Annotated in this window: 21 protein-coding genes; 8 read left to right on the top strand and 13 right to left on the bottom strand. The window is 41.2% G+C overall.

Going from position 1 to position 25,900, the window contains the following annotated elements; genetic code table 11:
* Window positions 1–612: 612 nt before the first annotated feature.
* Entirely contained in the window at window positions 613–1,059 is a 447-nt protein-coding gene (locus IEV16_RS12620; RefSeq protein WP_188366084.1) for a pilin, read from the bottom strand.
* A 167-nt stretch (window positions 1,060–1,226) separates the two neighbouring features.
* On the opposite strand from IEV16_RS12620, the gene IEV16_RS12625 reads away from it, so the two are divergent.
* Together IEV16_RS12625 and IEV16_RS12630 are read left to right on the top strand one after the other, a co-directional pair.
* Window positions 1,227–1,841, top strand: a complete 615-nt coding sequence (locus IEV16_RS12625) for a class I SAM-dependent methyltransferase (RefSeq protein ID WP_188366085.1) — start codon at window positions 1,227–1,229, stop codon at window positions 1,839–1,841.
* Window positions 1,838–2,737 carry a diguanylate cyclase family protein gene (locus IEV16_RS12630; protein WP_188366086.1) on the top strand — a complete coding sequence of 300 codons (900 nt, stop codon included), beginning with the start codon at window positions 1,838–1,840 and terminating at the stop codon, window positions 2,735–2,737. The genes IEV16_RS12625 and IEV16_RS12630 overlap by 4 nt, the downstream gene beginning before the upstream one ends.
* Here the strand turns inward: IEV16_RS12630 and IEV16_RS12635 are convergent.
* The 8 genes from IEV16_RS12635 to IEV16_RS12670 form a co-directional block, all read right to left on the bottom strand.
* Entirely contained in the window at window positions 2,685–3,563 is an 879-nt protein-coding gene (locus IEV16_RS12635) for a glycosyltransferase family 2 protein (protein WP_188366087.1), read from the bottom strand. The genes IEV16_RS12630 and IEV16_RS12635 overlap by 53 nt on opposite strands.
* Entirely contained in the window at window positions 3,547–5,460 is a 1,914-nt protein-coding gene (locus IEV16_RS12640; RefSeq protein ID WP_188366088.1) for a tetratricopeptide repeat protein, read from the bottom strand. The genes IEV16_RS12635 and IEV16_RS12640 overlap by 17 nt, the downstream gene beginning before the upstream one ends.
* A 65-nt stretch (window positions 5,461–5,525) precedes the next feature.
* Window positions 5,526–5,948 (bottom strand): pilin, encoded by a 423-nt coding sequence (locus IEV16_RS13450; protein WP_188366089.1) that lies wholly within the window; start codon window positions 5,946–5,948, stop codon window positions 5,526–5,528.
* Window positions 5,949–6,546: 598 nt separating this feature from the next.
* Complete coding sequence (locus tag IEV16_RS12650; protein WP_229728353.1) at window positions 6,547–7,776, bottom strand: hypothetical protein; 1,230 nt, start codon at window positions 7,774–7,776, stop codon at window positions 6,547–6,549.
* Between the two features lie 64 nt (window positions 7,777–7,840).
* On the bottom strand, window positions 7,841–9,226 hold the full coding sequence (locus IEV16_RS12655; protein ID WP_188366091.1) for a sulfotransferase family 2 domain-containing protein: 1,386 nt from the start codon (window positions 9,224–9,226) through the stop codon (window positions 7,841–7,843).
* A gap of 61 nt (window positions 9,227–9,287) precedes the next feature.
* Window positions 9,288–10,025, bottom strand: coding sequence for an ABC transporter ATP-binding protein (locus tag IEV16_RS12660; RefSeq protein WP_188366092.1), 738 nt, complete (start codon window positions 10,023–10,025; stop codon window positions 9,288–9,290).
* Window position 10,026: 1 nt separating this feature from the next.
* On the bottom strand, window positions 10,027–10,809 hold the full coding sequence (locus IEV16_RS12665; protein WP_188366093.1) for an ABC transporter permease: 783 nt from the start codon (window positions 10,807–10,809) through the stop codon (window positions 10,027–10,029).
* A gap of 162 nt (window positions 10,810–10,971) precedes the next feature.
* Complete coding sequence (locus IEV16_RS12670; RefSeq protein ID WP_188366094.1) at window positions 10,972–11,853, bottom strand: FkbM family methyltransferase; 882 nt, start codon at window positions 11,851–11,853, stop codon at window positions 10,972–10,974.
* A 166-nt stretch (window positions 11,854–12,019) separates the two neighbouring features.
* On the opposite strand from IEV16_RS12670, the gene IEV16_RS12675 reads away from it, so the two are divergent.
* Window positions 12,020–14,119 (top strand): metallophosphoesterase family protein, encoded by a 2,100-nt coding sequence (locus tag IEV16_RS12675; protein WP_188366095.1) that lies wholly within the window; start codon window positions 12,020–12,022, stop codon window positions 14,117–14,119.
* On the opposite strand, the gene IEV16_RS12680 is transcribed toward IEV16_RS12675, so the two are convergent.
* From IEV16_RS12680 to IEV16_RS12690, 3 genes are all read right to left on the bottom strand, one after another.
* Window positions 14,116–15,003, bottom strand: a complete 888-nt coding sequence (locus IEV16_RS12680; protein ID WP_188366096.1) for an FkbM family methyltransferase — start codon at window positions 15,001–15,003, stop codon at window positions 14,116–14,118. The two genes, IEV16_RS12675 and IEV16_RS12680, sit on opposite strands and share 4 nt — an antisense overlap.
* A 72-nt stretch (window positions 15,004–15,075) precedes the next feature.
* Window positions 15,076–16,164: a PilT/PilU family type 4a pilus ATPase gene (locus IEV16_RS12685; protein WP_188366097.1), complete on the bottom strand. Its 1,089-nt coding sequence runs from the start codon at window positions 16,162–16,164 to the stop codon at window positions 15,076–15,078.
* A 24-nt stretch (window positions 16,165–16,188) separates the two neighbouring features.
* The gene (locus tag IEV16_RS12690) at window positions 16,189–16,698 is read right to left on the bottom strand and encodes a tellurite resistance TerB family protein (protein ID WP_188366098.1); all 510 of its coding nucleotides are present in this window, start codon (window positions 16,696–16,698) and stop codon (window positions 16,189–16,191) included.
* Window positions 16,699–16,716: 18 nt separating this feature from the next.
* On the opposite strand from IEV16_RS12690, the gene IEV16_RS12695 reads away from it, so the two are divergent.
* Window positions 16,717–17,982 (top strand): transglycosylase SLT domain-containing protein, encoded by a 1,266-nt coding sequence (locus tag IEV16_RS12695; RefSeq protein WP_188366099.1) that lies wholly within the window; start codon window positions 16,717–16,719, stop codon window positions 17,980–17,982.
* On the top strand, window positions 17,976–19,730 hold the full coding sequence (locus IEV16_RS12700; RefSeq protein ID WP_188366100.1) for an ArnT family glycosyltransferase: 1,755 nt from the start codon (window positions 17,976–17,978) through the stop codon (window positions 19,728–19,730). Before IEV16_RS12695 ends, IEV16_RS12700 begins: the two co-directional genes overlap by 7 nt.
* A 33-nt stretch (window positions 19,731–19,763) precedes the next feature.
* Here the strand turns inward: IEV16_RS12700 and IEV16_RS12705 are convergent, their stop codons facing one another.
* The gene (locus tag IEV16_RS12705) at window positions 19,764–22,001 is read right to left on the bottom strand and encodes a bifunctional serine/threonine-protein kinase/formylglycine-generating enzyme family protein (RefSeq protein ID WP_188366101.1); all 2,238 of its coding nucleotides are present in this window, start codon (window positions 21,999–22,001) and stop codon (window positions 19,764–19,766) included.
* Window positions 22,002–22,211: 210 nt separating this feature from the next.
* Between IEV16_RS12705 and IEV16_RS12710 the strand changes: the two genes are divergently transcribed.
* From IEV16_RS12710 to deoA, 3 genes are all read left to right on the top strand, one after another.
* Window positions 22,212–22,430, top strand: a complete 219-nt coding sequence (locus IEV16_RS12710; RefSeq protein WP_188366102.1) for a hypothetical protein — start codon at window positions 22,212–22,214, stop codon at window positions 22,428–22,430.
* The gene (gene mnmC1 / locus IEV16_RS12715; protein ID WP_188366103.1) at window positions 22,417–24,336 is read left to right on the top strand and encodes an FAD-dependent 5-carboxymethylaminomethyl-2-thiouridine(34) oxidoreductase MnmC1; all 1,920 of its coding nucleotides are present in this window, start codon (window positions 22,417–22,419) and stop codon (window positions 24,334–24,336) included. Before IEV16_RS12710 ends, mnmC1 begins: the two co-directional genes overlap by 14 nt.
* 99 nt (window positions 24,337–24,435) lie before the next feature.
* Window positions 24,436–25,743 carry a thymidine phosphorylase gene (gene deoA, locus IEV16_RS12720; protein WP_188366104.1) on the top strand — a complete coding sequence of 436 codons (1,308 nt, stop codon included), beginning with the start codon at window positions 24,436–24,438 and terminating at the stop codon, window positions 25,741–25,743.
* Window positions 25,744–25,900: the final 157 nt, after the last annotated feature.

The raw sequence follows: 25,900 nt of genomic DNA on the forward strand, positions 1-25,900 counted from the left end.
GATTAACTACCTCGAAAACAGAAATATTAACAACCTAAAAATCAAAATTGCCTAAATGCACCACGGGTATCAAAATGAGAAATAGTATAAGAATCAAAATCACATACACCAATGAAAACTCATGTACTTTTGACAAAGACCAGATCTGTTTTGGTAAATGAATAATAAAATCAACCATTATGCTCCCACCCCAGTTAGAGTAAGAGATCCAATTTAAAAAATATAAAATTATTAAGCTAAACCAATAAAATGTTAGGGCTAAATTTGTAACTAGAACCACCATATATTTAGAACCCAAAAATATCGATGGCAAAGATATCAAAAGATGGAGTACACTAACGACCCAAATATGAAAGAAAAATGATTCATATGGTATAGAAAACTGACCAATCATTATCAAATAATATAGACAGCTTATTAATCCATGAAATAGAAAATAATATTTTAATCTATTAGTCATAAATAAGATAAAACATAATTTAAACCAAGCTATTCTAATCCTTGAAAGCATAGTAACTTGGATCAGGCTTTACTTAAACTTGATGAATATACAAAAATAAAGATTAAGTTTTATAGACTATAACAAATTGCACTGATTAAATAACTTTTAATTCAAGGTGTTCGGCACTGCGCAGGCAAATATTTATTACTCAAAGAAGATGAACACTGCCAAATTAAACTACTTCCTGTGTTGCCGGCTGAACCCGGTAGCAAAGGTATCATTGTCAGAGTTTGTCCGTTTAAAGTTGGATCATCTTTAAAAGTCACTTCAATCACACCTTCGTCGACTTCAATCTGACTCACATTTGTACCCACATAATTTGTTGCAGCACCAATGCCGTTGGTACCACTATCTACGCCTGTTAATGTGCTTGTATTTATCCATATTTCTGAAACGGTTGATTTAAGGGCGCTGGTCATGCTAATGCCTTCACCGGCTTTGGTCCGCACGGTATAATCTCGATACGCAGGTATGGCATAAGCCATCAGAATTGAAATAATGGCGATAACAATCATCAATTCAATCAATGTAAACCCCTGGTTTTTATTGGTGTACATAACTTTGCCTGCTAACAGATATAGGATGAAATATACTTTATTGTCAGATGTTAGAGTTATTCTGTAAATAAATAGCTAAGAAATTCAGCTCTTTCTTATCAAATCAGCACCAAATGATGGTCATAACCCTTTAAAATAAGGTTAACTGACAATTTTTGCCGTTAAATATGACTGAAAATAATCAACAACCACACCACGAAAAATACGATTCCACCAACCCCATTGCCCAAAAAATGCTAGATGGCTTTATGAACAGTATCACCAATTTAACCCAACAAATCACATCTGACATAAGTAGTATTACGGAATGCGGTTGTGGCCAGGGTCATGTAAATAGGCACTTAGAAAAATTATTTCCAAAAGCCGAGGTCAAAGGTTTAGATATTGACGAGCCCGATGTCAAAATTGCCAACAGCAATAAATTAAGACAAAACACCCAACTGTATATAAAAAGCATCTATAACATCGATGCAGAAGAACAAGCCAATTTGGTCGTGTGTTGCGAAGTACTTGAGCATCTTGAGAATCCACGACTCGCTTTACAAAAAATGGCTGAATTGAACGCTGATTATTATTTGTTCAGTGTACCCAGAGAACCGCTTTGGCGGATACTTAACTTTATGCGTGGTAAATACATGAAAGATTGGGGGAATACACCCGATCATCGTAATCATTGGAGTACCCGCGGATTTATTAAGTTTGTTAATCAGGAATTAGAAGTCGTGTCTGTAAATAAACCTTTACCTTGGACCATGGTTTTAGCCAAGCCTAAACTTCAATGAACCATAAACCCTGGCAAAAATGGTTACTTGGTATTTTTAGGCTAATAATTTTTATCTTAGCGTGTTACTTTATATTTCAGGTAATTCAGCAAAATATCACAGCGCTAAAAGCCCTCGAAATTAAACATAAAATTCTTTTTTCAGGCACCTTTATTGTAGCTCATGCCATTTATATTGTACTTATAATGACATTAGTATTTGCCTGGCTGGTTTTACTCAAATTCAGAGAGCCGCAGCGATGTTCAAAAATCTATTTCAAAAGCCAAATTATGAAATACCTGCCCGGTAATATTTTCCACTTTATGTACCGCCACCAGCAAACAAAAAATAATAGCTTCACCCACAAACAACTTGGCATGGCTGCTTTTTATGAATCTCTCCTTCTGGTTATGGCTGCTTTTATCTTGGCTAATTTATTATTTTACTGGCCTGATCAAATCACTTGGCTCACCGATTGGCTGCCCGTGCCTTTTTGGGCTATTGTTCTGATGGAATTTGTCGGAGCGGTTTTTATGGTTCGGCTATTAATTAATACCGGCGTTCTAACGGCGTTGACGAGTTATCTCTTCTATTTTGTGGGAATGGGTTTAATCACTTATATATTGATTGGCGCATTGGGTTTTGAATCACAGCCCTATTTATTTATGACGGCCTGTTTTGCTTTATCATGGCTGGCCGGTTATATCATACCCGGTGCACCGGGTGGTACCGGTGTTCGTGAATTGGCTTTTATTTTGTTGTGTTCACCGAAGATGGCTGAACACGAAGCTATAGTTATTATTGCCTTAATTCGATTAATATCAATTTTCTCTGAAATGGCGATTTACTTTATGGCTGACAAGTTCAGCCGTCCATATCGCCATCTCTCGGCTTGGTCTGGTAAAACAATGCCGTAATCTGCTCAGAAATTAAACCCAGCAAAAAGATCATCACAGAAGTCGTGAACAATAATACTCCCATATTGGTAAACCGACCATCTATGAAAAAAGTATAGATATAATAAATAAGACCTAACAAGAAAAACATTAAACTCGCCGGAAAGAACAATTTCATTGGTGAGTATAAAGTCCCAATCTTAAAGATAATCAGGAAAAATCGCATACCATCTTTAAACAAATTTATATGACTTTTACCAATTCGTTCCGGTGCAATAATCGGCTCATACGCCACACCATACCCGGCACGAAAGAAAGCCATCGTTATGGTCGTTGGATAAGAAAATCCATTAGGTAGCAAGTATAAGAATTGCTTAAATTTATCGGCATTGACCACCCTAAAACCCGAAGTTAGATCAACAATTTTCTGGCCGGTCATATAACTCGCAACGCGGTTATAAAGGCCGTTACCGAACAAACGTGCTTTTGAAGCCTGCGACTCACCACCACGCGCACCGACAACCATATCGAAGCCTTCATTGAATCTTTCGAGTAAGCCCCGAATATCTTCAGGTCGATGTTGGCCATCGGCATCCATAAAGATAATGGTATCACCACATGCAACGCGTGCGCCGGATTTTATCGCCGCACCATTGCCTCGGCTATAAGGATGATTAACTACTTTAATATCAGCTTGTTCACAAATCTCCTGGGTATCGTCTGTTGAACCATCATTAACGACGATAATTTCGGCATCAGGAATTACTTTTTTTAAAGCTGGTAATAAATTTATCAAGCTTTCACCTTCATTCTTGGCCGGTATAATTATGCTAGTCTTTTGTTTCATTTTTTTTATGTTTTATCAAATCTTTTAACCCCTTAAAATTATCTCCTAACTTTAGCCAATCTATTTTATATTTGAAATCTTTAAAATATAAACTTTCAGCAAAGTCTAAAATTTCAAGCGCATAATCGTATTGATCTTTATTAATAAACTGAATTATCGCCGTGTTCATCGCTTCGTAATCATTCTGTGATATTTCAAAAGATTCAATATACATATCTTTAGATGATTCATATTTACCCTGTTTAAAATAAACTTGTCCTTTGATAAATTTAGCCGTAGCTTGTTTTTGATATATCTTAGGGTTTGGATTTTGCTCAAAAGCATCCGCTAATTCAAAAATAGCATCGTAAGTATTATCACTTAAGCAATTATGATCAAACATTAATTTAATGAGATTAAGGAAAGACCAGTAATCATTTTTAACAAGATTTATTTTTTTTATTTTATTATAAGCATTATCCATTTGTTGCAATGTAAGTGTTCCTTGCACACAGTTTATTCCCAAAGTATTAAATGTTAATTCTAACTTGTCATGATATTTAAAACCATCTTTGACCAGTTGCGAAGCTTCATTCACTAATCCTTTTGAATCATAAATTCCGGCTGTTCCCATTCTTGCCCGTAATGATTCCGGGAATTTTTCCATGGTTAATTCATGTAATTGTAAATTATTACCCCATATATCTGATCGCATATACGTCATACCGGCTAATATAAAACATATCAGAACAGGTATAATCAAAAAAATCTTTGACTGCTGACCGGCCTGATAAAGTCCTAATGAAATGGGCACACCTATAAAAATAGCACCCACATAAACGCGATGCTCAAAATACAGCTCTAATGGCACTATAGTTGATTCTAAAATTTGCGCAACAAAAAAGAAAAAAACCACAAAGCTAAACCAAACCCATTGTTTACGTTTTATCCAGGCTAATGAGAGTAAAGCTATTACAAAAACAGTGCTGAATACTGTGGTTAATGGATTAAATATATTTTTTGAAAATTTAAATCCATCAGTAAAGACACCTTCCGTAAAGTAATCAGGTATAAACCAATGAAACAGGTATTTTCCAACAGCCCGGGTTTCTGTTATTAATCGCTGGCCCATATTAAATTGTCTGACATCGTAATCCGCAATAAAAGCAGGAACTTGCATTAAAAAAAGAACAATGGCGGCAATAGCAGGAAGTTTAAGTAACCAGAAACTTAAATGGCGATTTAATGATTTATAATCCAGATACCACTGAATAATAAATACTTCAAATAGAAAAATTAGCCACAAAAATACAATACCATTTTCTTTACTTAGCATTGCCAGTAATGTCATAACGTACACAGCAGAAAATAGCAAAACATGGCCTTTCGTTCCTTCATGTATCTGATATTTTTTTCGTCCCAATAAATAGAACCATATTCCCACCAACATAAAGGTCAGCGGCAACATCGCCATTCTTTGCACCACATATAAAGTTGTCGACACTAAAAACGGATGGAAAAGCCAGAAACCGGTGGCAAATCCGGCAATAAATAAAACTTTATTCTCTTTAAATCCTTTTTGCCTAAATAAAACCCACAAAACAGTAAAAAGCAAAAAACCATTAAAAACATGGAGAATAACATTGGTTCGTTTAAATGAATACGCACCAGCCGGCCAATTCTGCGCATCAATTAAAAACGAAAACACAGAAATGGGACGTTTAAGAGGTCCTGACTTCGATTCGCCGAAATAGGTCTGTAAACGAGTCAGTGATAAATCATCAGCAATTATACTTAAACTATTTAAATTACTCTCATCGTCAAACATAAAGCCACCGGTAAAACCCGGTTTATAAATAAACCAAGTCGTAATCACCAATGCAACTATAACAATTAATACTTTTATTTTTGTCATCATAGATTGTTAAAAGCATAAAAAAAGCGCGATATAACTCGCGCTTTTAAACAGATGGTTAATTTAAATTATCTGCATTGTGATGGCAGATATTTGTCACTGATACCAGATGAGCATACCCAAACAATACTACCAACATTAGTAGTTACGTCTGGTGTTAGAGTAACAGTTGCGTTATTAATCGCAGGCTCATTGTTATAAGTAATTACAATTGCACCACTTCCATTAACAGCAATTTTTGCGACATTAGTTCCCACAATAGATGTACTTGCTGCTAAACCTGCACCAGCATTATTAGTTGGCAATGCACCTTCACTTTGGAAAGTCTCAGACACTGCTTGTTTAGCGGCTGAAGCCAATTGAATACCTTCACCAACTTTCGCACGTACAGTATAGTCACGGTATGCTGGGATGGCGTAAGCCATTAAGATGGCGATAATCGCGATGACGATCATCAGTTCGATTAATGTAAAACCTTGATTCTTTTTCATGTTATTTACCTCAAATGTGATTAATTAAAAAATCGTCCATGGTGTGTAGATTATTCACTTTTGTTTTTTTTCGCAAGTCCAATATGATTTTTTTAACATTCAAGGCGTTTCAGCGTCGACTGGTTCACACTTTTCGCCCTTTTCGCATTATCAACCGACTAAATACCTGAAAATTGACGTAAATTGTCACTCATAAGCTGATTTTCACCCAAATACCGACCCCACAAGCCATAAATCCCACAATTTAACAGTTTAAACACCCTACACGGCACTTTAGACAACAGAAATAAAAACCGTAAACATAACAAAAAACACAACAATCCACCAACAAACCTGCCACCATACCCACAAAATAAAACCTCACCCTGGAAACTAACCACTCATAAAAAATCACCCCTGGCCGCCGCAACAATCATCCGCAACATATATTTCCGGATGGTTGTTGTAGATGGTTGTAATTGGATGTTTTGTTTGAATTTGTATTCTATATGGATTGCTGCTGAGTGGCGGCTTGATTCACTATGCCGGTCAGCAGATGTTAAAACAGCCATACGGTTTTGTCACAAGAACGCAGTTGAGCACACCTGCGAATTCAAAATCACTCCGCAACTTCAAGCCGAATGCTTTCTAAAGCCAGACCAACCAATCGGTGGTCGTTTCCACCGAAAACTTCTTTATGTGATTTGATATCCTGATTCATAAAGTGGATACGAAGCATTCCTTCAGCAGAAATCATCTCCTTGTCACATTGAACGATAAGATAATGAACGGATCCGTTCGTCTCGATAGTCCATTTGGGTTGTTTATCATTAATAAAAACTTTTAACTTTTTGATATGGCTTTGGCTGATGGTGTTAATGATTTTTATTTTTAACGTGTAGTTTTGAGGTTGTGTCCATATATCAATAAAACTATCTTTTCCGGGACCGGACCAGCAAAAATATTTTTTTAAGCCGGGGTTCCATTCTCTACGATGCCATTGATCGCCAATGATTGGCTCTTTGGGTGTGTAATAAAATTTCGATTGGGAACTGGTTGTTTTTTTAAGGGTGCGATTTGACTGATATCGCTCATTAATGGCTTGTTTAATTCGTTTCGAATCAGCATCCTGTTCAAGAGACAAATCTGCCAGCATCTGCCTGTGGTTTTTTTTAAATTGCTTTTCAGCAAATTCATATAAAACACTATCACATTGATTTAAGGACATGAGTGTTTGTTTTATGTCCGGTGAAATTATTTGAGGTTCTGGGTGCACATTTAGTTTTTGGGATTGTGTGACCGGCGGCCATCCCATGATAAAACAGAGCAAATCAATGGATTGATCATAATGCTCAAGGATGCCAAACCATCGACAATCCATTAAAAATTTTTTTAAGCGTTCTAATCTTTGTTCAGCTGTTTTGTACAGTCTGTTTTTATTGATTGTTTTCTTAAACTTTTTGAAGGAATCTCTTGATAAAACCAAATCTTCAAAGTTAAAGTGATTATCTAGCCCAAAGGTTAATGACCTTGAAATTCTGTTTTGTACCAAATGTTGGGTTCTTTTGTGGTTTATAAATTGTTCAAAACTTAAACCGCTGTTATGAATAAATTGATGTATTTTTGTGTTTTGATCTCTTTTTGAGTGCTGATATGTAGAAGCCGCCATTGAAACCGGATCGCGCAATATGGTTAAGTAATTTAATGTCTGTTTTGATAGTATCTGAGCAGCACCACCAAAATGGCCTCTGAATAATTGATAATTCCTATTTTTGACAGCTTCTAAATTACCAACATTCCACCATAACTGATGTGGGCATATGTCATCTGAATCAAAATAACGATCCAAAAACGCGATAAAACTGGTGCCGCCTGTTTTAGGTATATGCGCAAAATAATAGGGGGCGTCGGCTTTAATCATTCACTGGTTTTATGGTGACCCGACTAAGCGCAAAACCTACCAACCTGTCATCTTCTGACCGCAAAAGTCCGGTGGTCAATTTATGGGTCGGACCTTCAAATTGAATTCGCACCAAGCCGTTGGTTTTGACCAAACTTTCATCGCAATTTATCGTGATTTCATCACAATCAGCTATTTTATGGTGATGCCAATGAATAAATTGATCATTGATTTTTATTTTTAAAGAATCCATAAAATTTTTACTGACGGTGTTAATAAGGGTTATTCGGATTACATAGTGATTGGGCTTTAACCAAAAATCTAAAAATGATTTGCTTTCCGGTCCTGACCAACAAAAGTAACAATGATGATCGGCTGACCATTCTCTTCGGTGCCATTGACTACCCAATATAACATCAGCCACAGTGTATTCAATCTCATTATGTAAATCAATTTGATGGGCTGTTAAGTAGTTATTCTGATAGTATTGGTCAATCAGTTCAGAAATATTGTGGTGGTCATTATTCGCACCCAATGATTTCAACATGGAATGGTATTTTTCTTTAAAAACTTTTAAGGCATATTCATACAACTGAAAATCATAAACATTAATTTCAGTGGCTTTCTTTATGGCTTCATCCGTTATGTTTTGTGGATTTTTATTCTGGTTTAATTTGACAGTTTGTCCTACAGGCGGCCACACCATGGTGTAACACAACAAATCTAAAGATTCATTAAAATATTCTAAAATTCCAAACCATTTCGACGCTTCTAAAAAATTCAAAGCTTTTTGAAAGCAAGCGTCTTCGGTTAATCCATTGTGAAGAGGGTTCAATTGTTTACGAATGAACTTAAAACTCTTGTCGTTAATTATGGTGTTTTGTTTATCAATTTGATTGTTTTCACCATAACAAAAGTTGTGAACAATACGGTTGGAAGCTAAATGAGATGTTTTTGGATGGGACAAAAATGACTCGAAATTCATTTTTTCTTTGACGACAAGATTATGAACTTGAGTGTGTTTATCTCTTAAAACATGCTGATAAGTCGAATACGCCAACTTTATCGGATTTCTCAATACAGTAAAGAATTCAACTTCTTTATCAGTTAATAAATTCGCAGCGCCACCACCAAAGTGACCTCTGAAAAATTCAAAGTTATCTTTTCGGACCTGTTCGATATCCCCTACTTCCCACCAAAGTTGATGAGGAAATATCCTTTCCTGTGGAAAAAAGCGATCCAATGTGGCAATTAAAGTGGTGCCGCCTGTTTTTGGAACATGAGTAAAAAAATAAGTCTTCTGAATGGCGGAGCGATTGGCTTTTATATGTGTGGCATGATGATCTGAAAATTTTGTTTTCTGAAAAAATGACCGTATTTTGCTGATTAATTTATTCATAATTCATGTGACATTGGGTGGTGTAAAATGACTATCTCCACAGGATATAAATAATCAACAATCACTTGGCATTATTAGTTTTAAGTTCCAGATGTCTCAAGTGATTATAAAGATGAATCACTTTATCCAGTTCGCCAAATTGAATAATTTCTCCCGCATCTATTAAAACAGCTTTGTTGCAAAACTTTTTCAATAACTCCATTGAATGGTTAGCAAAAACCAGTATTTTTGAACTATCAAGCAAACTTTCGATGAATTTTTGTGCTTTTTTAAGAAAAAACTTATCCCCAGCCCCTAAACCTTCATCAATGAGCATGATGTCAGCTTCAACAAACATCAACATACCAAAAGTTAGTCGCGTTCTCATACCCACAGAGTAGGTCGAAACCGGTCTGTAAATTGCCTCACCTAACTCACTGAAGTCAATAATCTGTTTAATTTTATTTTGGATAATTTCATCAGGTAAATTTAATAACAAGCCACGAATTTCTAAGTTTTCTAATCCGGATAGTTGTGGCATAACACCAATACTGCGGCCAAAAAATGAATAAATTTTGCCTTTCGATATAACTTCACCGCGCTCTGGCGTATAGACCCCCGCCATAATTTTTAATAAAGTTGATTTGCCGGCTCCGTTCACACCTAATAAAGCCACCCGATCACCATCATGAATGTCTAAATTGAAATTCTCAAAGACTAGATGACTTCTCAGGCCGGCGTTACTTCTCAGCAACCCACCACTGATAGAGGGAAAATAACGATAAGAAAAATTAACATTTTTAAGTCTTATACGTGTCATCTTAGAGCCAGTAAACCAGTTTGTTTTCTACTTTTGGGTAAAAAATAACACATATTAAAAAATTAAAAGCCAATAAACCAACGCCCACCTGTAGGGACATTACGGGCACTTGATTATGTAAAATGGGTGCACGAATAAGTTCTAATAAATGGTAAATGGGATTTAGTTGAAAATATAGACTGTTGGCATATTCCGGTGGTGGTGGCCAAAGAATAGGAGTCACCAAAAAAATGACCATAATGACACTGATAAGCATCGGCTGAATATCTCTGAATCTGGTGGCCAACCAGCCCAGCCAGAAATTAACAAAAAAGGCATTCAGAACAATCAAAACATAGCCCAACAATGCCCATAACCAAACGACGCTCACAAAAGACCAACCCTTTAAAAATATGACGAGCGGAATGGCAAAGAGTTGGTACATTATCAGAGAAATCACTTCTCTGTATAAGTTCTGAAAAACAAAAGTTGATTGGGGCAAACGCATTTCCAGCATAAAGTTGGTGGCTTTTTTAAACACCATGCCACTGGACACAATAACAGCCGATATAAAGTTCCAGGTTAAGATGCCTATGGCCAGAAACATGACATAATTTTTAAAATCCTTGTCCAAAACCATGGTATAAACAAGAGACAACATGAAAACTTTAAGTATCAAGGTTAGCACAATCCAAAAGGATCCGATGACAGCGCCCTGATAACGGGACTTAAGTTCTAAGACCGCCAGCCTTTTCCAGAGTCTTTTGCGTTCATACCCTTTTTTAATGTCCTGAAAAAAATTCATAAAATGATAACAAAAGATTGAATGACCATGTGGTGATGGTGTTATATTAAAACAAAGTACAGCAATGGCTGCATGTGTTAATTGTTGAGTATTGCCGGATTTTAAAGCGCAACATTGTACTTTAAATGACGGCAAAGTTGGGGGTTGTCAATGTGATTTTAATCAGTAAATTTTACCTTTTGTAATTGCTAACATTATGTGGTGGCTGGTGTCAGATTGAAGCATATCCTTTTGGCTTAATTGTTTATATTGGGATTTGCGAAAACTTAATTGAGTAACACCGTATCCTTCATCATAAATTTGGCTGATAAACTGCTCAACATTATGATAACGCGCACGGTTAAATTCCATCAATATAATCATTTTGGGATTTTGTTTTCTGATAATTTGACTGCCATACCAAAACTTATCTTCTGAACCTTCTATATCAACTTTCATAAAGTCTATTGATTTTTCATTTTTAAATAAATCGTCAATAGAACTAATCATAACCTTATGGGTATTTGGATAATGATTTTCCCTGGCTTGTTCTGACACATTTTCAGCCAACAAACCATTCATAGGGCTTTCATCACTGTAAACAAATTCTAACTCTTCACCCGAATGATCTGAAATGGCCTGGTTGATGATATTTATTTTGCGATCAAAACCATTTACCCGACTACTTTTTAAAATAAGACGGCTTAAAAATGGATTGGCTTCCAAAGCATGAACGCGGCCAGCGCTGCCAGTTAGTTCAGCCATGAGCATTGAAAAATAGCCATAATTTGCACCAACATCTACCACTGTCATTCCGTCAGATACGTTTCTGGCAATAAATTCGGTGATATTCATTTCCCAAAAACCATTCATTTGCAGCTGAACTCCCAACCGCTCATCCAATGTACTGACAAACATTAAGTACTTACCAAGCACTCTACAAACTGCCTGCTGATTACCTTGATATTGTGATAAAGCTAAAGACCGGATAACGGATAAATTTTCATTCCGAAAAGTTTCATTTTTTAATCGATTAATAACAAATAATCCATTGGGTGCGAGCATAGAAGTTAACAATTAAACAAAAAAATCAGCATACCCAATTAATGAATAAATTAATAGCTTTTTTACAGAAAACAAACACGATCAGTAAGCCCTTCTTAAAATAGCTTGTTAAAAATACAGCAATTAACGTAATATTTACATTTGTTCCATGAATTGAACCATGAATATGAAAAGAAGAGCGTTTTTAAAAGCCACAGTTGCTGCCGGCTCTGCACCCTTAATTCTATCAGCGTGTACTGATCAAAACATTAGTCATTCTAAAGATGCCAATTCTATATCCGGCTTTATTTTTTCAGATGCTCATATCGGTTGGGAACATGAAATGCAACCTTCTTTAGAAACACAAGCTGAAATGATAAAAAGAATAAAAGAATTCTTTCCGCATTTGGATTTGGTTTTTGATACGGGTGATGTTTATCATGCACACATCAAGGAACCGGGACGAAAAATTGCACGTGATTTTTGGTTATCGAAGATGGCTGGTGAATTTCCCACAAGTTTAGTTCATTACATTCCGGGTAATCACGAGCTGGGTGTGGGATTGAAGGATGCCGAAATAACAGCCAGTGAATTGGGTAGTATGAATCTAAGACCTTATTATAGTTTTGACTATAAAGGCATTCATTTTATTTCTTTGCCACAACTGCTTAGCACCATACTTATCAGTCGAGAAAGTCTTAATTGGTTAAAACAGGATTTATTAATTAACCGAGAAAAAACCACTTTGATTTTTTCTCACAATTGTCTAAAAGAAACCACTTTTACCAATGATGAAACCGGATACCGAGAGATTGTTAACAGTGATGAAGTTTATAAAATTATCAATGAATACAATAATGTTATCGGTTGGTTTCATGGCCATAATCATCAATATGAAATTGTAAAAAAACATGAAAGACTCTATGTTTCAAATGGACGCATCGGTGGATTTAATCCCCCTAAACACTGGGGTGATTTTGGACAGGGACATTTAGGTGGTATTTACTTTGAAATCAATCACATCGGCTTGAATGTTAAATGTTTCAGCGCCACAGAAAATTGTTTCTTGGAAGATTTAGGCTTGACACATCTTTCAAACCATCTTCCATCAATCACCTCTTATCAGCCAGATGGCAAAACTAATTATTATTGGGGCCATGGCAAATTATTAAATGATACCAAACACCATTTCCATAATCATTATTTAGGCCATACGACACCTTATGCAATCATTACACCTAATCCCAATACCGTAATTAATGAAAATAATGATTTGACTTATGAAACTGAATTTTTCTTTGCCGGATCTGACATAAACAAAGTGGTTGGATTTGTGATCAAACCTGGAGCGCTTAAATCTATAGACACAAAAGACGGCTTAATGATTAACACACTTGCTCAAAAGAAATTTCAAATTCATTTTCCAGAAGAAAATTATCTGTATGACACATATTTAAGTAGAAGCGGTTACTATCGATGCAGTCAAAATTGTACTTATGAATTAGTCGCAAAGTTTTCCAATTTAAATGACGACACACGTATTAAATACTCATTTAAAGTATTGGATATCGAACACAATGTATGTTTTAAGCAAGATAAATTTAAATCTTTTCAATTGATAGACAATCGGTTACAAACAACCTTTAAAATTCCGGATAAAATGACGCAAGAACCTGCAGATAACCACCTCTATCTTTTTATTACAATAGAAGTCACTAATCCACCAGATAATATATTTGTACAATATATTAATTTGAATCAAATTATTGACCCTGACAAAGTCAAGCCTAAATTATTTGAAATTAATAATTCAACATTTCCTATAACTGAAAAACAAACGATTACAAAGTCAAAATCTTTGATGTCACCCACCGGAATTATTAATGTTCAAGATAACAATACTTCACATACCTTATTAGTAGTCACGCCAGATGTTCAATGGCAAATAAGAAACGCTTGTGCTGAATTATTTGACGATGAGATACACATTCATTCAATGCGCCATGATTTTCAAAACAATCCTGAAATTATCTTGACGCCGACAACACAGAAATCAACCTTTATTAACCGGTTAAAAAATATCACCTCTTGTAAAATCATCTATAAATCAGACTCAATTATTGTCAGTGATATCACCTCAAGTGCGGATGGTGGAATTATCTTAATTTCGGACTCTTCGGATGTATCAGTCTCAAATGGAGAAATCATTCATAAAACCCCTGAAGAAATGCACATAACTTTAAATAAAGATATCTCTGAAGTCACATTACAATACAATAAAACTTAGCTTGATTGAGGGAACAATAGCAACATAATATCCTGGTGTTTGGCTTGCTCAAGTGCTTCATATTTCGTTATATTATTTATTTTGGCATCTTTGTTTAATCGCTGCAAAATATATCCTTCTGAAATAATTAAATCGAGGAAATCACCCGGGTTTTCATAACGTGCCGCATTAAATTCTAATAAGAACACCATATGTGGATTATCCTGTCTAACCCTTTTCGATCCTAACCAAAACTGATATTCAGCACCCTCTATATCGACTTTAGCAAAATCAATGCGGGTATTGGGCTTAATAAAAGCATCTAAGGTTGTGGTTTTAATATAAATACTGCCCTCAGGAATAGAATTTTTATATCTTTTTTCTCTGCTCGAAATTAAATGCCCATTCATAGGTGCATTGGGTGGAACAAAAAAGGCTGCATCTTCTGATTGCTCATCACTTAATGCCACATTATTAACAGAAACACGACTTTTAAAGCCGTTTATACTGACACTATCATCAAATAAACCACATATAAAAGGATTGGCTTCAAAAGAAATAACCCGACCTTGGTCAGGCCCAACCAATTGAGCCATAAGCAATGAATAATAACCATAGTTTGCACCTACATCCAATACCACCATGTCCTTTTTTACAAATTGCGCAATGTATTCTGTAATATACATTTCCCACAAGCCACGCATCAGTAGGTGCATGCCAATGCCCCGGTCACGGGTATCGACAAAGAGGTTAAATCGACCGAGTATTCTACATATGGTGGTATTATTACCTAAATAAGCATTGTGACATAACTCCGAGATGGTGCGAATATTACTTTGTCGGTTATCAGGGTTTGCCAGCTTTTGAAATTTAAATAAGCCAATTAAATCTTTATTATCATTCATTGTGAGTAGATTCCATAGTCGAGTTGTTAGCTTCAAAATAATCTCAATTTAGAAGTTTAAATCAGAACATCATCAAAAATAATCATCCGAGCCTGAGTCGTCTTCGCTGGAGAGGTTGATGCGGACTTCGAGGCCCTGGCGGCTGTCGGCGTTGCCGAGGGCTTCCTCTAAGGTGATGATGCCTTCTTTGTACATGTCGTAGAGGGCTTGGTCGAAGGTTTGCATGCCTTCTTCGAGGGATTTGTCCATGGCGATTTTGAGTTCGTTGATTTCGCCGCGGCGGATGATTTCGCGGATTTGCGGTGTATTGTAAAGGACTTCGCAGGCGGGGCGGCGTTTTTTGTTGATGTCAATCACCAGTCGCTGTGAAATCACGGCTTTGAGGTTTAAGGCCAGGTTCATTAATACATTATTGTGCATTTCGCTGGGGAAGAAATTGAGGATACGTTCCATGGCCTGGTCGGAGTTATTGGAGTGTAAGGTGGCCATGCACAAATGACCGGTTTCGGCGAATGAAATGGCGGCTTCCATGGTTTCGGCGCTGTTGATTTCGCCGATAAGGATCAAATCCGGGGCTTCACGCAGCGCATTTCTTAAGGCCGGTTCGTAACCCAGGGTGTCGATGCCGATTTCACGTTGGTTAATGATGGATTTTTTGTGGCGGTGGACATATTCAATCGGATCTTCTACGGTGAGGATATGACCGGTGGTGTGGGTGTTGCGGTAATCAATCATGGAGGCCATGGTGGTGGATTTGCCGGAACCGGTGGCGCCGACAACCAGAATCAAACCGCGCTTTTCCATAATTAAATCATACAAATGCGTCGGCATGTGCAGGTCTTCTAAGGGTGGAATTTCACTTTTAATGGTTCTGATCACCATGCTCACTTCACCGCGTTGTCTGAAGACGTTAACACGGTAACGGCCGACACCTTTAATGGAGACCGCGAGGTTGCATTCTAAGGTGTCTTCAAATTGTTTTTGCTGACGTTCATTCATCAGGGAATAGGCAATTTTTTCGACAATCCCCGGCGGCAGTCCGGTGCTGCTCATGGCTTCCAGGACGCCTTCAATTTTGACGTTAATCGGCGCGCCGGTGGTCAGGTATAAATCTGAACCGTTGCGTTCGCGCATGGTTTTAAGAAAATGTGTAAGATCCATAATATCCTCTTTTAATTCATCACATTAATTTATGACATTCTCAGGGTGACAAATTCTGTCCAGTTGGCTTTTGTTAAAGCCCAGTTGTTCGCCGGCCTGATAAAAAGTCTGGGTTTCCAACAGGTGTATTTCACCATCCGCTGAGGCTATTTGCCACAGTTGTACCATCAACGCGTGTTTATCCCGGCGATTCAGAAAACGGTTAATTATTTGGGTTTGCGGTTTTAGAGACACCGACACCTGGGCACTGATGTTGGCATGCGCCAGATACTTGTTGGCCTTAGCACGACTGAGGTTCAGGCGCTTGGTCAGGTGTTCATTGAGCACCAGTTTTTCGATGTACAGTTCCACATAATCGGCTTTCACCATTTCGGTGAGTAAGCAGATAATGGCCTGGTTCAACTGGTCTTTATCTTCATCATCCAACCTCGCAGGGGCACTGTCAGAAGAGAAAAATGACCGGATTGAATTCAAAATATTGACCATAGAATGGTTGATGCGGACGACAAAATACTGATAATACACAATACTCACTTAACTGCAAACAGATTTATGCGTCTTATTTTCTTCTTTGTGACTTTATTCGTGTTTAACGGCTGCCAGCAGCCACCCATTAAAAAACAGGTTCAACCGGTCGCCGCTGAACAATCAGTGACCACTTTGATTACAGCGATTGAGCAATGTCAGAAGAGCCCCACTTGTGAAGAAGCCCTGAATGCCTACTTTAAGCAGTTCGAAGAAACCACCCAAACCGAGGAAATGATTGCCGATCAGGCAGAAACCGAAGTAAACCTCACCCGGATTTCTGACGCGGCCACCTTAAACCAGCCGTTACTGGCTAACCAGCGTATTCAGGCAGCTTTGAATGAATGGTTGACCTGGAAAAGGCCTATTTTGATTGAAACCTGGAATAATTATCAGTTTTTAAAACGTTATATCTTGCCGCCATTTACCGAAAAAAATATTCCCGAGCATTTTATGCTGGCCATTATTGCCCAGGAAAGCGGCGGTCGGGTGCATTCCATGTCTTCCGCCGGTGCCAGTGGTTTGTTTCAGTTTATGCCGGCCACAGCCGAAAGATTCGGGGTGGTCGGCACATTGGGTGATTACGACGCCCGTTACCACCCCAAATCCGCGGCTCAGGGCGCGGCAGACTATATTCAGGAACAACGCCAGTTATACGGCGATGATTTCGCCAAAATTCTGGCTGCCTATAACGCCGGTGAAAACCGCTTTAAGCGCCTCAACGCTCGGCATAATAATCAGTCGCTGTGGCAGACTGAATTTTATGCAGACCTGCCGCGTGAAACCCGCAGTTATATTGCCAGTGTTTTATCGGCGATGCTGATTTTTAACAATCCGGACGATTTTAATGTGACCCTGACACCCATCGATGGCCGCACCGCCGTGATAGAGGCCCAAAGCGATGTGTCCTTAAGTGAACTTGCGGTGTGTTTTGGTCAATATAACCATGAAATGGGCTGGTACCGCACATTGCGCAACCTCAATCCCACGGTAAAAGCCAAACGCGTGATCAAGCAGGGTTCGCCGATTGTGGTGCCGGAATTGTTAAAACCAATCTATGACAGCCAATGTCAGGACAATGCACTGATGACCCTGGCCAAAAAAATCCATGATGCGGATTTTCCCGAGCGGCCGGCTTTTACCTATTACCGTATTCGCAAGGGTGATTCATTAAGCACCATCAGCCGCCGTTTCAGTTGCACCTCTAAAACCGAAATCGCACGCCTGAATAACATTAAGCCTCCACGCTATCTGATTAATGCCGGTAAGCGCTTAAAAGTACCCCAATGTTAGATGGCATTGCCGGTCGCCGATTATTCTGGGGTCTTGTTGCCACTTTAGTGACCCTACAGTTGTTGCTGGCAACGCAGACTGAACTATTCGGGGACGAGGCCTTTTACTGGCTGGAAAGTCGCTTTCCCGATTGGTCTTACAGTGAGATTCCGGGTTTTGTGCCGTGGCTTAACGTCCTCACCACAGCTGTTTTACCGCAGCATCCGTTTTTCCTGCGTCTGCCGTTTTTGCTGGCCTGCTGGTGTCTGCCGTGGCTGGGTTATGCCTTGTCCTTTGGCTTGTCACAATCCACACAAGCTGCCCGACACGGGGCTTTATTCACTTTGATTTTGCCTTTATTGGGTTTAACCGGTGTGCTGGCCATTGCCGATATCTGGCTGGTGTTTTTTACCTTACTGGCGGTGTTTTTGTGGTTGCGATTACTTCAAACCCAGTCAGCCCGGCCCGCTTTATTGCTGGGTTTAACCCTGATGCTGGCGGTGAATGTGCATATCCGGTTTTGGTTTGTTTTGTTTATCGCTTTGCTGGCAGCCGCCGTGGTATATAAACAAAAACTGTTCAAACTAAAACCTTTGTGGCAAATCACCCTACCTTTGACCCTATTGGGTTTTGTGCCCATTGTTATTTTTAATATCCAGCAAGGCTTCCCTTTGCTTGAATTCCAATTGGGTGAGCGTAACCCCTGGCAGTTTCAGTTAAACCATGGATGGTTTTTTATTGGCCAAATCATCATCACCACACCGCTGGTTTTTTACCTGTGCCTGTTGAGTTTAAAGAAACCACAGCCCAACCGGCCGAACTTGCAAGCCAGGCGATTTATCCAATTACTGGCCGTTTTATATTGGCTGTTGTACGCCCTTTTGGGGTTCTTTTCTGATAATTTGCGCACCAATATCCACTGGCCATTACCGGCATATTTATTGCTTCTGTTGGTGGCGGCCGCTGATGTTTCACATCGCCTACAATTAAAAAGATGGGCTGTTATCACAGGTGGCCTGGCACATGTTGGTTTGTTAATGGTTTTTTATGGTTTGCTGCACCTATGGCCGGTTGACTCAAACACACATAAACAACTGATTAATAACGCCATCGGCTGGCAACAATTGGCCGCCAAAACCGAGCAGTTACAACAGCCGGGCCAAGCCGTGATTGCCGATTATTTTATGACTGCGGCGGCGTTAAGTTATTACCGCGACAATACCCGGCCGGTGGCAGCCCTGCCGCACCCCATGAATGTCAAGCATGGTCGCCAAAAGCAATTGGCATTGATGGGTTTGTTTTATCAAGACAGTCCGCAACAACCGGTTTTGCTGGTGGTTGAGCACAGCGCCTTAAAACTCAGTCAGCAGATTGGCTTTTATCAACAAAGCTGTGAACAGCTTGATGGTTTGCAGCTGGTGGATGATTTAAGTATCGCCAGTGGCAGTAAATTGTATTATTTCTTTGTCAGCAACAGCGGTTATTGTGAATTACCGCCGATTGTTTATCATGATTTTGCCGATGGTGAGCACCGTGGCTGGGTGGTGGCAGAAAAAAATGCACAGACTCAGATTAACGATATATCGCAAACGGGCCTATCAAAACCTATCAAAACCCGGGCGCTGTCATTGGGTAATAATGTTTTGTTCCGTGATCTGGATCCTGAACGCTATCAACGCTTGAGTTATTCACTCAAATCTCATCAGAATATACAATTACAAATCCATAAAGACCACAAAACCATCACCACCCGCCGCTTTTATCGTTAAACCCCGGTGGGTTGATGATCAGTCTTCCATGGTTTATTCTCGCACAAGCCGAAAGCCTATGTGGGTGTAGGCATCACCGTAATCAATCATTTGGATGTCACCGTCAGCCCGCTGATCAGACAACCAGGACAAACCCGCCACCGGGTTTTTGCCACAGGGTTTTTCAGGTGCAAAAAATGATTTTATTTTCCCCGGCGCTTCACAACCATCAAGCCATTCTGCAGCATTGCCATGGATACCGAACAAACCCGTATCGGATCCGCCCAGAGCGCGCACCGGCGCCAGATGCGGAAAACCGTCATCGCAATCGTAGTAAGACACCCCGTCATTTTTATCGGGAAAATCCGTTCCCGCGAGGTTGTTATGACCACATCGTTTTACGCCACCACTTTGCGCTGCCAACACCTGCCATTCATCCCGGGTGGGCAGGCGATAATTGTGTCCGGTTTCCTTACTGAGCCATTGCGCATAATCACGGGCATCCTGCCAGCTAACACACACTGCCGGCATATCACCTGCGTATGGAAATCCCACATTGTCCAGATTCCGGCTCGAAAAAATCAGATTGGACTTCAATACACTTTTGCATTTTTGCAAGGGCCGATGGGTGGCCTGGACAAATTGACGGTATTGATGTTGGGTGATTTCTGTGGCCGTCGCATAAAATCCATAGCTCACAGCTCCGCCGGATGACGGTGTCACCAAAACAGCCTTGATTCCGCGCTGATCTTTTATCACTTGACCACTTTCGGGTATTTTGGCCACCAGTTCATTCAACTCATCAACCAGCCGGTGGCCGGGAACAAACACATCAGTCAAAGCCACCAGGCGGGTCGCCAGAGCCCGGTTATTGTTTTTGACGGCACTGTTGACCTGTTCAGACAGGCTGCCCAGCAATAAACTCACGGTCATTTCACTGCGGCCGGCGAGGTATTGAAGCAAAGATTCATTCACCAAAGCCACTTTGTGACGAACGGTGGTCAAAGACTCGGCAAATTGTTCTGCCAGCGCATAATTGCGGTTTAAAACCGCCTGATAAGCCAGTTCAAAATAACCGTCATTGATTTCAGACAATAAAGCCCGCGCTTCCTCATGACGGGGCTGATCGGCCAACACCTGCAGCAATTTATCCAGCGCATTGTTGTCATCCGGGGTGGTTAATTGTTTATTTTGGATGTTCTCTCTGGCGCGGCTCAACAAATCATGGGTTGCTTGTTCTGATAACAAGGGCTCACGCGCCACTGTGTCGGCCTGAGTTTCTGTATCTTTGGGCGGGCTTTGATGCGCACGGATAAATGGCGGCTGATTTTTTGATTCAGGGTTCTGATCAGATGAGCGCAGAACCGGTTCAGACACCAGCTTATCCCGCTTCGACCACAACCAGCCGCCGGTCATAACCGCCACCAGCAACACGGAAACCAGCAGATACGGCCAGGCATTTAGGCGTCTGACCGGGCCTTGTTTTAATTGTGGTGTGAGTTGTTCGATGGCTTTTTGCAGTTCCGGCATGGACTGAAAACGCTGGTTGGGGGATTTGGCCAGACAACGGTCAATAATCGGTTGCCAGTGCGCCACTTTTTTGGGTAACCGTGGCACCGGATTTTCCACATGCGCCATCATAATACCCAGATCATCAGGCGCATCGAACACCGGCTTACCGGTTAACACTTCGTACAAAATGGCACCCAGACCGTAAATATCTGAACGGGCATCCACATGTTTGGAACGGGCCTGCTCAGGGCTGAGGTAATGAATACTGCCGACAATCCGCTGATCCTTGGTGAAACGGCGTTTACCGCTGCTCAGCGCAATCCCGAAATCTGCAATTTTGACATTGCCAAACTGATCAAACAGTATGTTTTCGGGCTTGATATCCCGGTGCACCACACCTTGCGCATGGGCATAGGCAAAGCCCTGACACAAACCCGACATCACTTTTATCAGCTCTTCATCGTTATGATAAGCAAAACCGGTCAAATCACCATGCTGTAAATAGGGCATGGCATAAAACAAGATGTGATTATCCACCGCACCCACGTCATAAATACTGACGATGTTCGGGTGGTAGAGTTTGGCAATGATTTCCGCTTCCTGTTTAAAACGTTTAACCACATTGCTTTCATCAGCAATCACCGGACGCATAACTTTTAACGCCACTTCGCGTTTTAAGGACTCCTGATAAGCAAGATAAACCACACTCATACCGCCTTCTCCTATCTGGCGGATAATGCGGTATCCCGGTATCTGAATATCTTGAGATGATGCGTTCATGGCACTATTGTAGCGCAATCATTTCACAAATGAACACCGGCTTTTGCGATGTTCAAAAAAGGTGACAGCTTTTGTCACAAAATACAATTCTGATGCCAGTTGAGCGCTTTAAAACCATATTTCAGTTCATTTACACCCTGTTTTGACGCCGGAGCAATGTAAATTTAACGTGTTGTGATATGCTAAGTATCAGGGTTTCGGGAGTGTGATATGATGAATACAAACGGTATAAATCAGGAAGATCAAATTATTATTGTTAAATGCGGTGATTGTCACCGGCAAACCATTTATTTGAAAATAATGAATGCCGCGCACAACACGCGCCCATACAATTCACAACGCATCATCTGTAGCCAATGTCAGTTAACAAAATCAGAACCACCTTATCGTGCCGCACAGCATGCCCGACCACTGAATGAGACCGCTTAGTTACGGAACCGTGAAATCGGCCGACATCTGCCGGCAACAAACCCAACTGTATAACAAGCAATTTCAGGACATATACCACCACCGGTCTGCCATCGAAGAATCACACTATGTTTTTCATCAGGGCAATCAGTTACAACAGCAGTGGCAGGCGCAGTCAGATCAGGCTGTTTTTGTTATCGCAGAAACCGGGTTCGGCAGTGGTCTAAACTTTTTAACCACCCGACAACTATGGCAAAATTGTTCCCGTAAACCCCGGCAATTGCATTACATCAGCACAGAGCAATGGCTGCTGACACCCGCACAATTAAATGCCTTTTACAAACCATGGCCTGATTTGCATGCCGATCTGGAAATATTAAACGAGGTGTTTGCGCACAACCGGGCGGGCTTTCATAACCACCGCATTGATCATGACATCACCTTAACCCTATTACTGGGCGATGCCACCGCCTGCCTGAAACAATTAACAGCCCAAATAGATGCCTGGTTTTTAGACGGCTTTACGCCGGCTAAAAATCCGGATATGTGGTCTGAGGCTTTATTTTCTCAGGTGGGCAGGTTGTCAAAACCGGGCAGCACTTTTGCCACCTTTACCGCAGCTTCGCAGGTTCGTCGAAATTTACAATCGGTGGGTTTTGAGGTGAGTAAATCACCGGGTTTTAAGGGTAAAAGAGAACGCCTGACGGGACAATTTAAAGCACCACTTAAAACCGACCAACCCCAACAAAGCTGGGCACCAACGCCAGCAGCGACACCCTCACCTAAAAAAATCACCATTATCGGAAGCGGTATTGCAGGTTTATGCCTGGCGCATTCAGCCAAACAGAACGGCTTACACGTGACCCTGATTGACCGCTCAGACAAGCCGCTGGCCGGCGCTTCGGGCAACCCCTATGCGCTGTTTATGCCTTATTTAACTGCCAAGAGCTCCCCCGAAGCCCTGTTTTACTGGCGGGCTTTTGAATCGGCTGTGCGGTTTTATCCTGATTCTGTTTTCAGTTCCATCGGGGTTAATGAAACAACCAACAAATCACCTGCCGACGATCAACGCCTTCAGCTACCCAATCATTTAATTCAGCACAGCGATCAGGGTTTTTACTATCCAGGTTCAGGATATATTGACACCGCCAAACTGACTAAACAACTGTTGGCCGCCATAGACACACGATTAACGGCTGAAGCGGCCGGCATAGAACAGACTGCACAGGGCAGCTGGTCGATAATAAACAATCAACACATCGCCATTCATCATTGTGATCTGTTAGTGGTGGCAGCCGGCATCCGGAGTCTGCAGTTGTTACCGGATCTGACACCTTTTACCCAAGCCCGCCGAGGTCAGACTGAGTTGTACCAATTATCCATCTGGCCGGAACATCTTAAGCAGATTCAACTCAATCATGGTTACCTGATTCCGCTTCAAGACCAGCAACAAATCCTGGTGGGCGGTGACCATCAACATGTTCCTAAAAAGGACTGGTTCAGAGACTGCGTGCCTGATCCGGATAAACTTCAACTTAATCTAAATACCCTCAAAAGTGAACAGCTTTGCGCAACAATTTACCGGACACAACACCTGACCACCCGGTCGGGTATTCGCTGCCATACGCTGGATCATCTACCGCTGTGCGGCCCGCTGGTTGATGAAGCCCAATTCACACAGGATTACGCCGACTTGCACCACGGACGGCACTGGCAGCATTATCCGGCCGCCAAAACCCGACAAAATCTGTACGTGCTCACCGGCTTAGGCTCACGCGGCTATACCTCAGCACCGCTGCTCGCCGAGCACCTCATCGCCATGATAATGAACCGGCCTTTACCTCTGGAATATGAACTGACGGAACGGCTACACCCAAATCGATTTCTATACCGCCGCCTCAAAAAACCACCCAACATCACGTCATAGACAACATCTGACCGATGACATTCATAGCGGCACAATGCCGTCCTCGCACAAATATTGTCAATCCGCTAAAATACCTGTTTAACCAGCCCGGATAAATACATGTTACCCCAGGAAATCATTAAGAAAAAACGCGATGGACTGACCCTGACCACGGAAGAGCTGAATGAATTCGTGCGTGGTGTGACCGATGAATCGGTCAGCGAAGCGCAGATTGCCGCTTTTGCCATGGCGGTGTATTTTCAGGACATGACCTTTGATGAGTGTCGGGATTTCACCTTTGCCATGCAGCATTCCGGCGATACCCTGGACTGGTCGGATTGTGATTTACGGGGACCGGTTATAGATAAGCACTCCACCGGTGGTGTGGGCGATAAAGTCTCTCTCATGCTGGCACCGATACTGGCCGCCTGTGGCGCCCATGTGCCGATGATTTCCGGCCGTGGTTTGGGCCATACCGGTGGCACCTTAGACAAACTCGAAGCTATACCCGGTTATAATACCCACATAGATGTCGCTGAATTTAAACGCATCACCCGAAAAGTCGGCTGTTCCATTATCGGCCAAACCGCTGAATTGGCGCCGGCGGATAAGCGCATCTATGCAACTCGTGATATCACCGCCACGGTCGATTGCATTCCATTAATCACCGCGTCTATTCTTTCAAAGAAACTTGCCGCCGGACTCGACGCCCTGATTATGGATGTGAAATGCGGTAACGGCGCCTTTGCCAATAACCCAGACATGGCCCGTGCCCTGGCGAAAAACATCGTCAAAGTCTCACCGATTCCAACCCGCGCATTGATTACCGATATGAATCAGGTGCTCGGCCACAGCGCCGGCAATGCCGTGGAAATCCGCGAAACCATCGATTACCTCACCGGCGATCATGTCGATACCCGCTTACACGAACTGGTCAAACGCCTGGCTGCAGAATTACTCATCATGGGCAACATCGAAACCGACCTCAACAGCGCCCTGAATAAAGTCCAAAGCGTACTCGACAACGGCCAGGCCGCCGAAAAATTCAGTTTTATGACCTCGGTTCACGGTGGTCCTGCGGACTTACTCGATAACCCCGAAGACTACCTCGAACGCGCCCCAATTATCGAACCGGTGTTCGTCCCCGAAGCCGGCACCCTCACCGCCACCGCCTGCCGCGACATCGGCCTGATCGTCGTCGAACTCGGCGGCGGCCGCCGAAAATCCACCGACCCCATTGACCACAGCGTAGGCCTCACCCAACTCGCCCCCCTCGGCACCCATTTAGACAGCCAAACACCCCTGTGCCTGGTTCACGCAAAAAACAAAGAAGATTTTGAACAAGCCAAAGCACAGTTATTGAAAGCAGTGACGGTTGGAGACGGAAAAGTTGATAAAGGACAATCGATTATTACTGAGGTGATTTGATTTAAAAAATCACCGTCATGCTCGCACCACCAAAAATATCCCGTCATTCTCGGACACCGGTCACTACCTATTCCCTTTTATCGTGACAGTGACTAGCCCCCCATAAACACTGCCAAAGCTAAAGAGAGTATAATAACTTTAACTTTGGAGCAAACCA

This window comes from Marinicella pacifica (assembly GCF_014636635.1).
GTDB classification, from domain to species: domain Bacteria; phylum Pseudomonadota; class Gammaproteobacteria; order Xanthomonadales; family Marinicellaceae; genus Marinicella; species Marinicella pacifica.

What these genes read in the sequence shown, in the direction of transcription:
- IEV16_RS12680 (WP_188366096.1), bottom strand. Translation starts at nt 15,003, where the DNA reads ATGAATGATAATAAAGATTTAATTGGCTTATTTAAATTTCAAAAGCTG.
- IEV16_RS13450 (WP_188366089.1), bottom strand. Translation starts at nt 5,948, where the DNA reads ATGAAAAAGAATCAAGGTTTTACATTAATCGAACTGATGATCGTCATC.
- deoA (WP_188366104.1), top strand. Translation starts at nt 24,436, where the DNA reads ATGTTACCCCAGGAAATCATTAAGAAAAAACGCGATGGACTGACCCTG.
- IEV16_RS12710 (WP_188366102.1), top strand. Translation starts at nt 22,212, where the DNA reads ATGATGAATACAAACGGTATAAATCAGGAAGATCAAATTATTATTGTT.
- IEV16_RS12630 (WP_188366086.1), top strand. Translation starts at nt 1,838, where the DNA reads ATGAACCATAAACCCTGGCAAAAATGGTTACTTGGTATTTTTAGGCTA.
- IEV16_RS12675 (WP_188366095.1), top strand. Translation starts at nt 12,020, where the DNA reads ATGAAAAGAAGAGCGTTTTTAAAAGCCACAGTTGCTGCCGGCTCTGCA.
- IEV16_RS12685 (WP_188366097.1), bottom strand. Translation starts at nt 16,164, where the DNA reads ATGGATCTTACACATTTTCTTAAAACCATGCGCGAACGCAACGGTTCA.
- IEV16_RS12620 (WP_188366084.1), bottom strand. Translation starts at nt 1,059, where the DNA reads ATGTACACCAATAAAAACCAGGGGTTTACATTGATTGAATTGATGATT.
- IEV16_RS12695 (WP_188366099.1), top strand. Translation starts at nt 16,717, where the DNA reads ATGCGTCTTATTTTCTTCTTTGTGACTTTATTCGTGTTTAACGGCTGC.
- IEV16_RS12670 (WP_188366094.1), bottom strand. Translation starts at nt 11,853, where the DNA reads ATGCTCGCACCCAATGGATTATTTGTTATTAATCGATTAAAAAATGAA.
- IEV16_RS12625 (WP_188366085.1), top strand. Translation starts at nt 1,227, where the DNA reads ATGACTGAAAATAATCAACAACCACACCACGAAAAATACGATTCCACC.
- mnmC1 (WP_188366103.1), top strand. Translation starts at nt 22,417, where the DNA reads ATGAGACCGCTTAGTTACGGAACCGTGAAATCGGCCGACATCTGCCGG.
- IEV16_RS12640 (WP_188366088.1), bottom strand. Translation starts at nt 5,460, where the DNA reads ATGATGACAAAAATAAAAGTATTAATTGTTATAGTTGCATTGGTGATT.
- IEV16_RS12705 (WP_188366101.1), bottom strand. Translation starts at nt 22,001, where the DNA reads ATGAACGCATCATCTCAAGATATTCAGATACCGGGATACCGCATTATC.
- IEV16_RS12700 (WP_188366100.1), top strand. Translation starts at nt 17,976, where the DNA reads ATGTTAGATGGCATTGCCGGTCGCCGATTATTCTGGGGTCTTGTTGCC.
- IEV16_RS12635 (WP_188366087.1), bottom strand. Translation starts at nt 3,563, where the DNA reads ATGAAACAAAAGACTAGCATAATTATACCGGCCAAGAATGAAGGTGAA.
- IEV16_RS12660 (WP_188366092.1), bottom strand. Translation starts at nt 10,025, where the DNA reads ATGACACGTATAAGACTTAAAAATGTTAATTTTTCTTATCGTTATTTT.
- IEV16_RS12655 (WP_188366091.1), bottom strand. Translation starts at nt 9,226, where the DNA reads ATGAATAAATTAATCAGCAAAATACGGTCATTTTTTCAGAAAACAAAA.
- IEV16_RS12665 (WP_188366093.1), bottom strand. Translation starts at nt 10,809, where the DNA reads ATGAATTTTTTTCAGGACATTAAAAAAGGGTATGAACGCAAAAGACTC.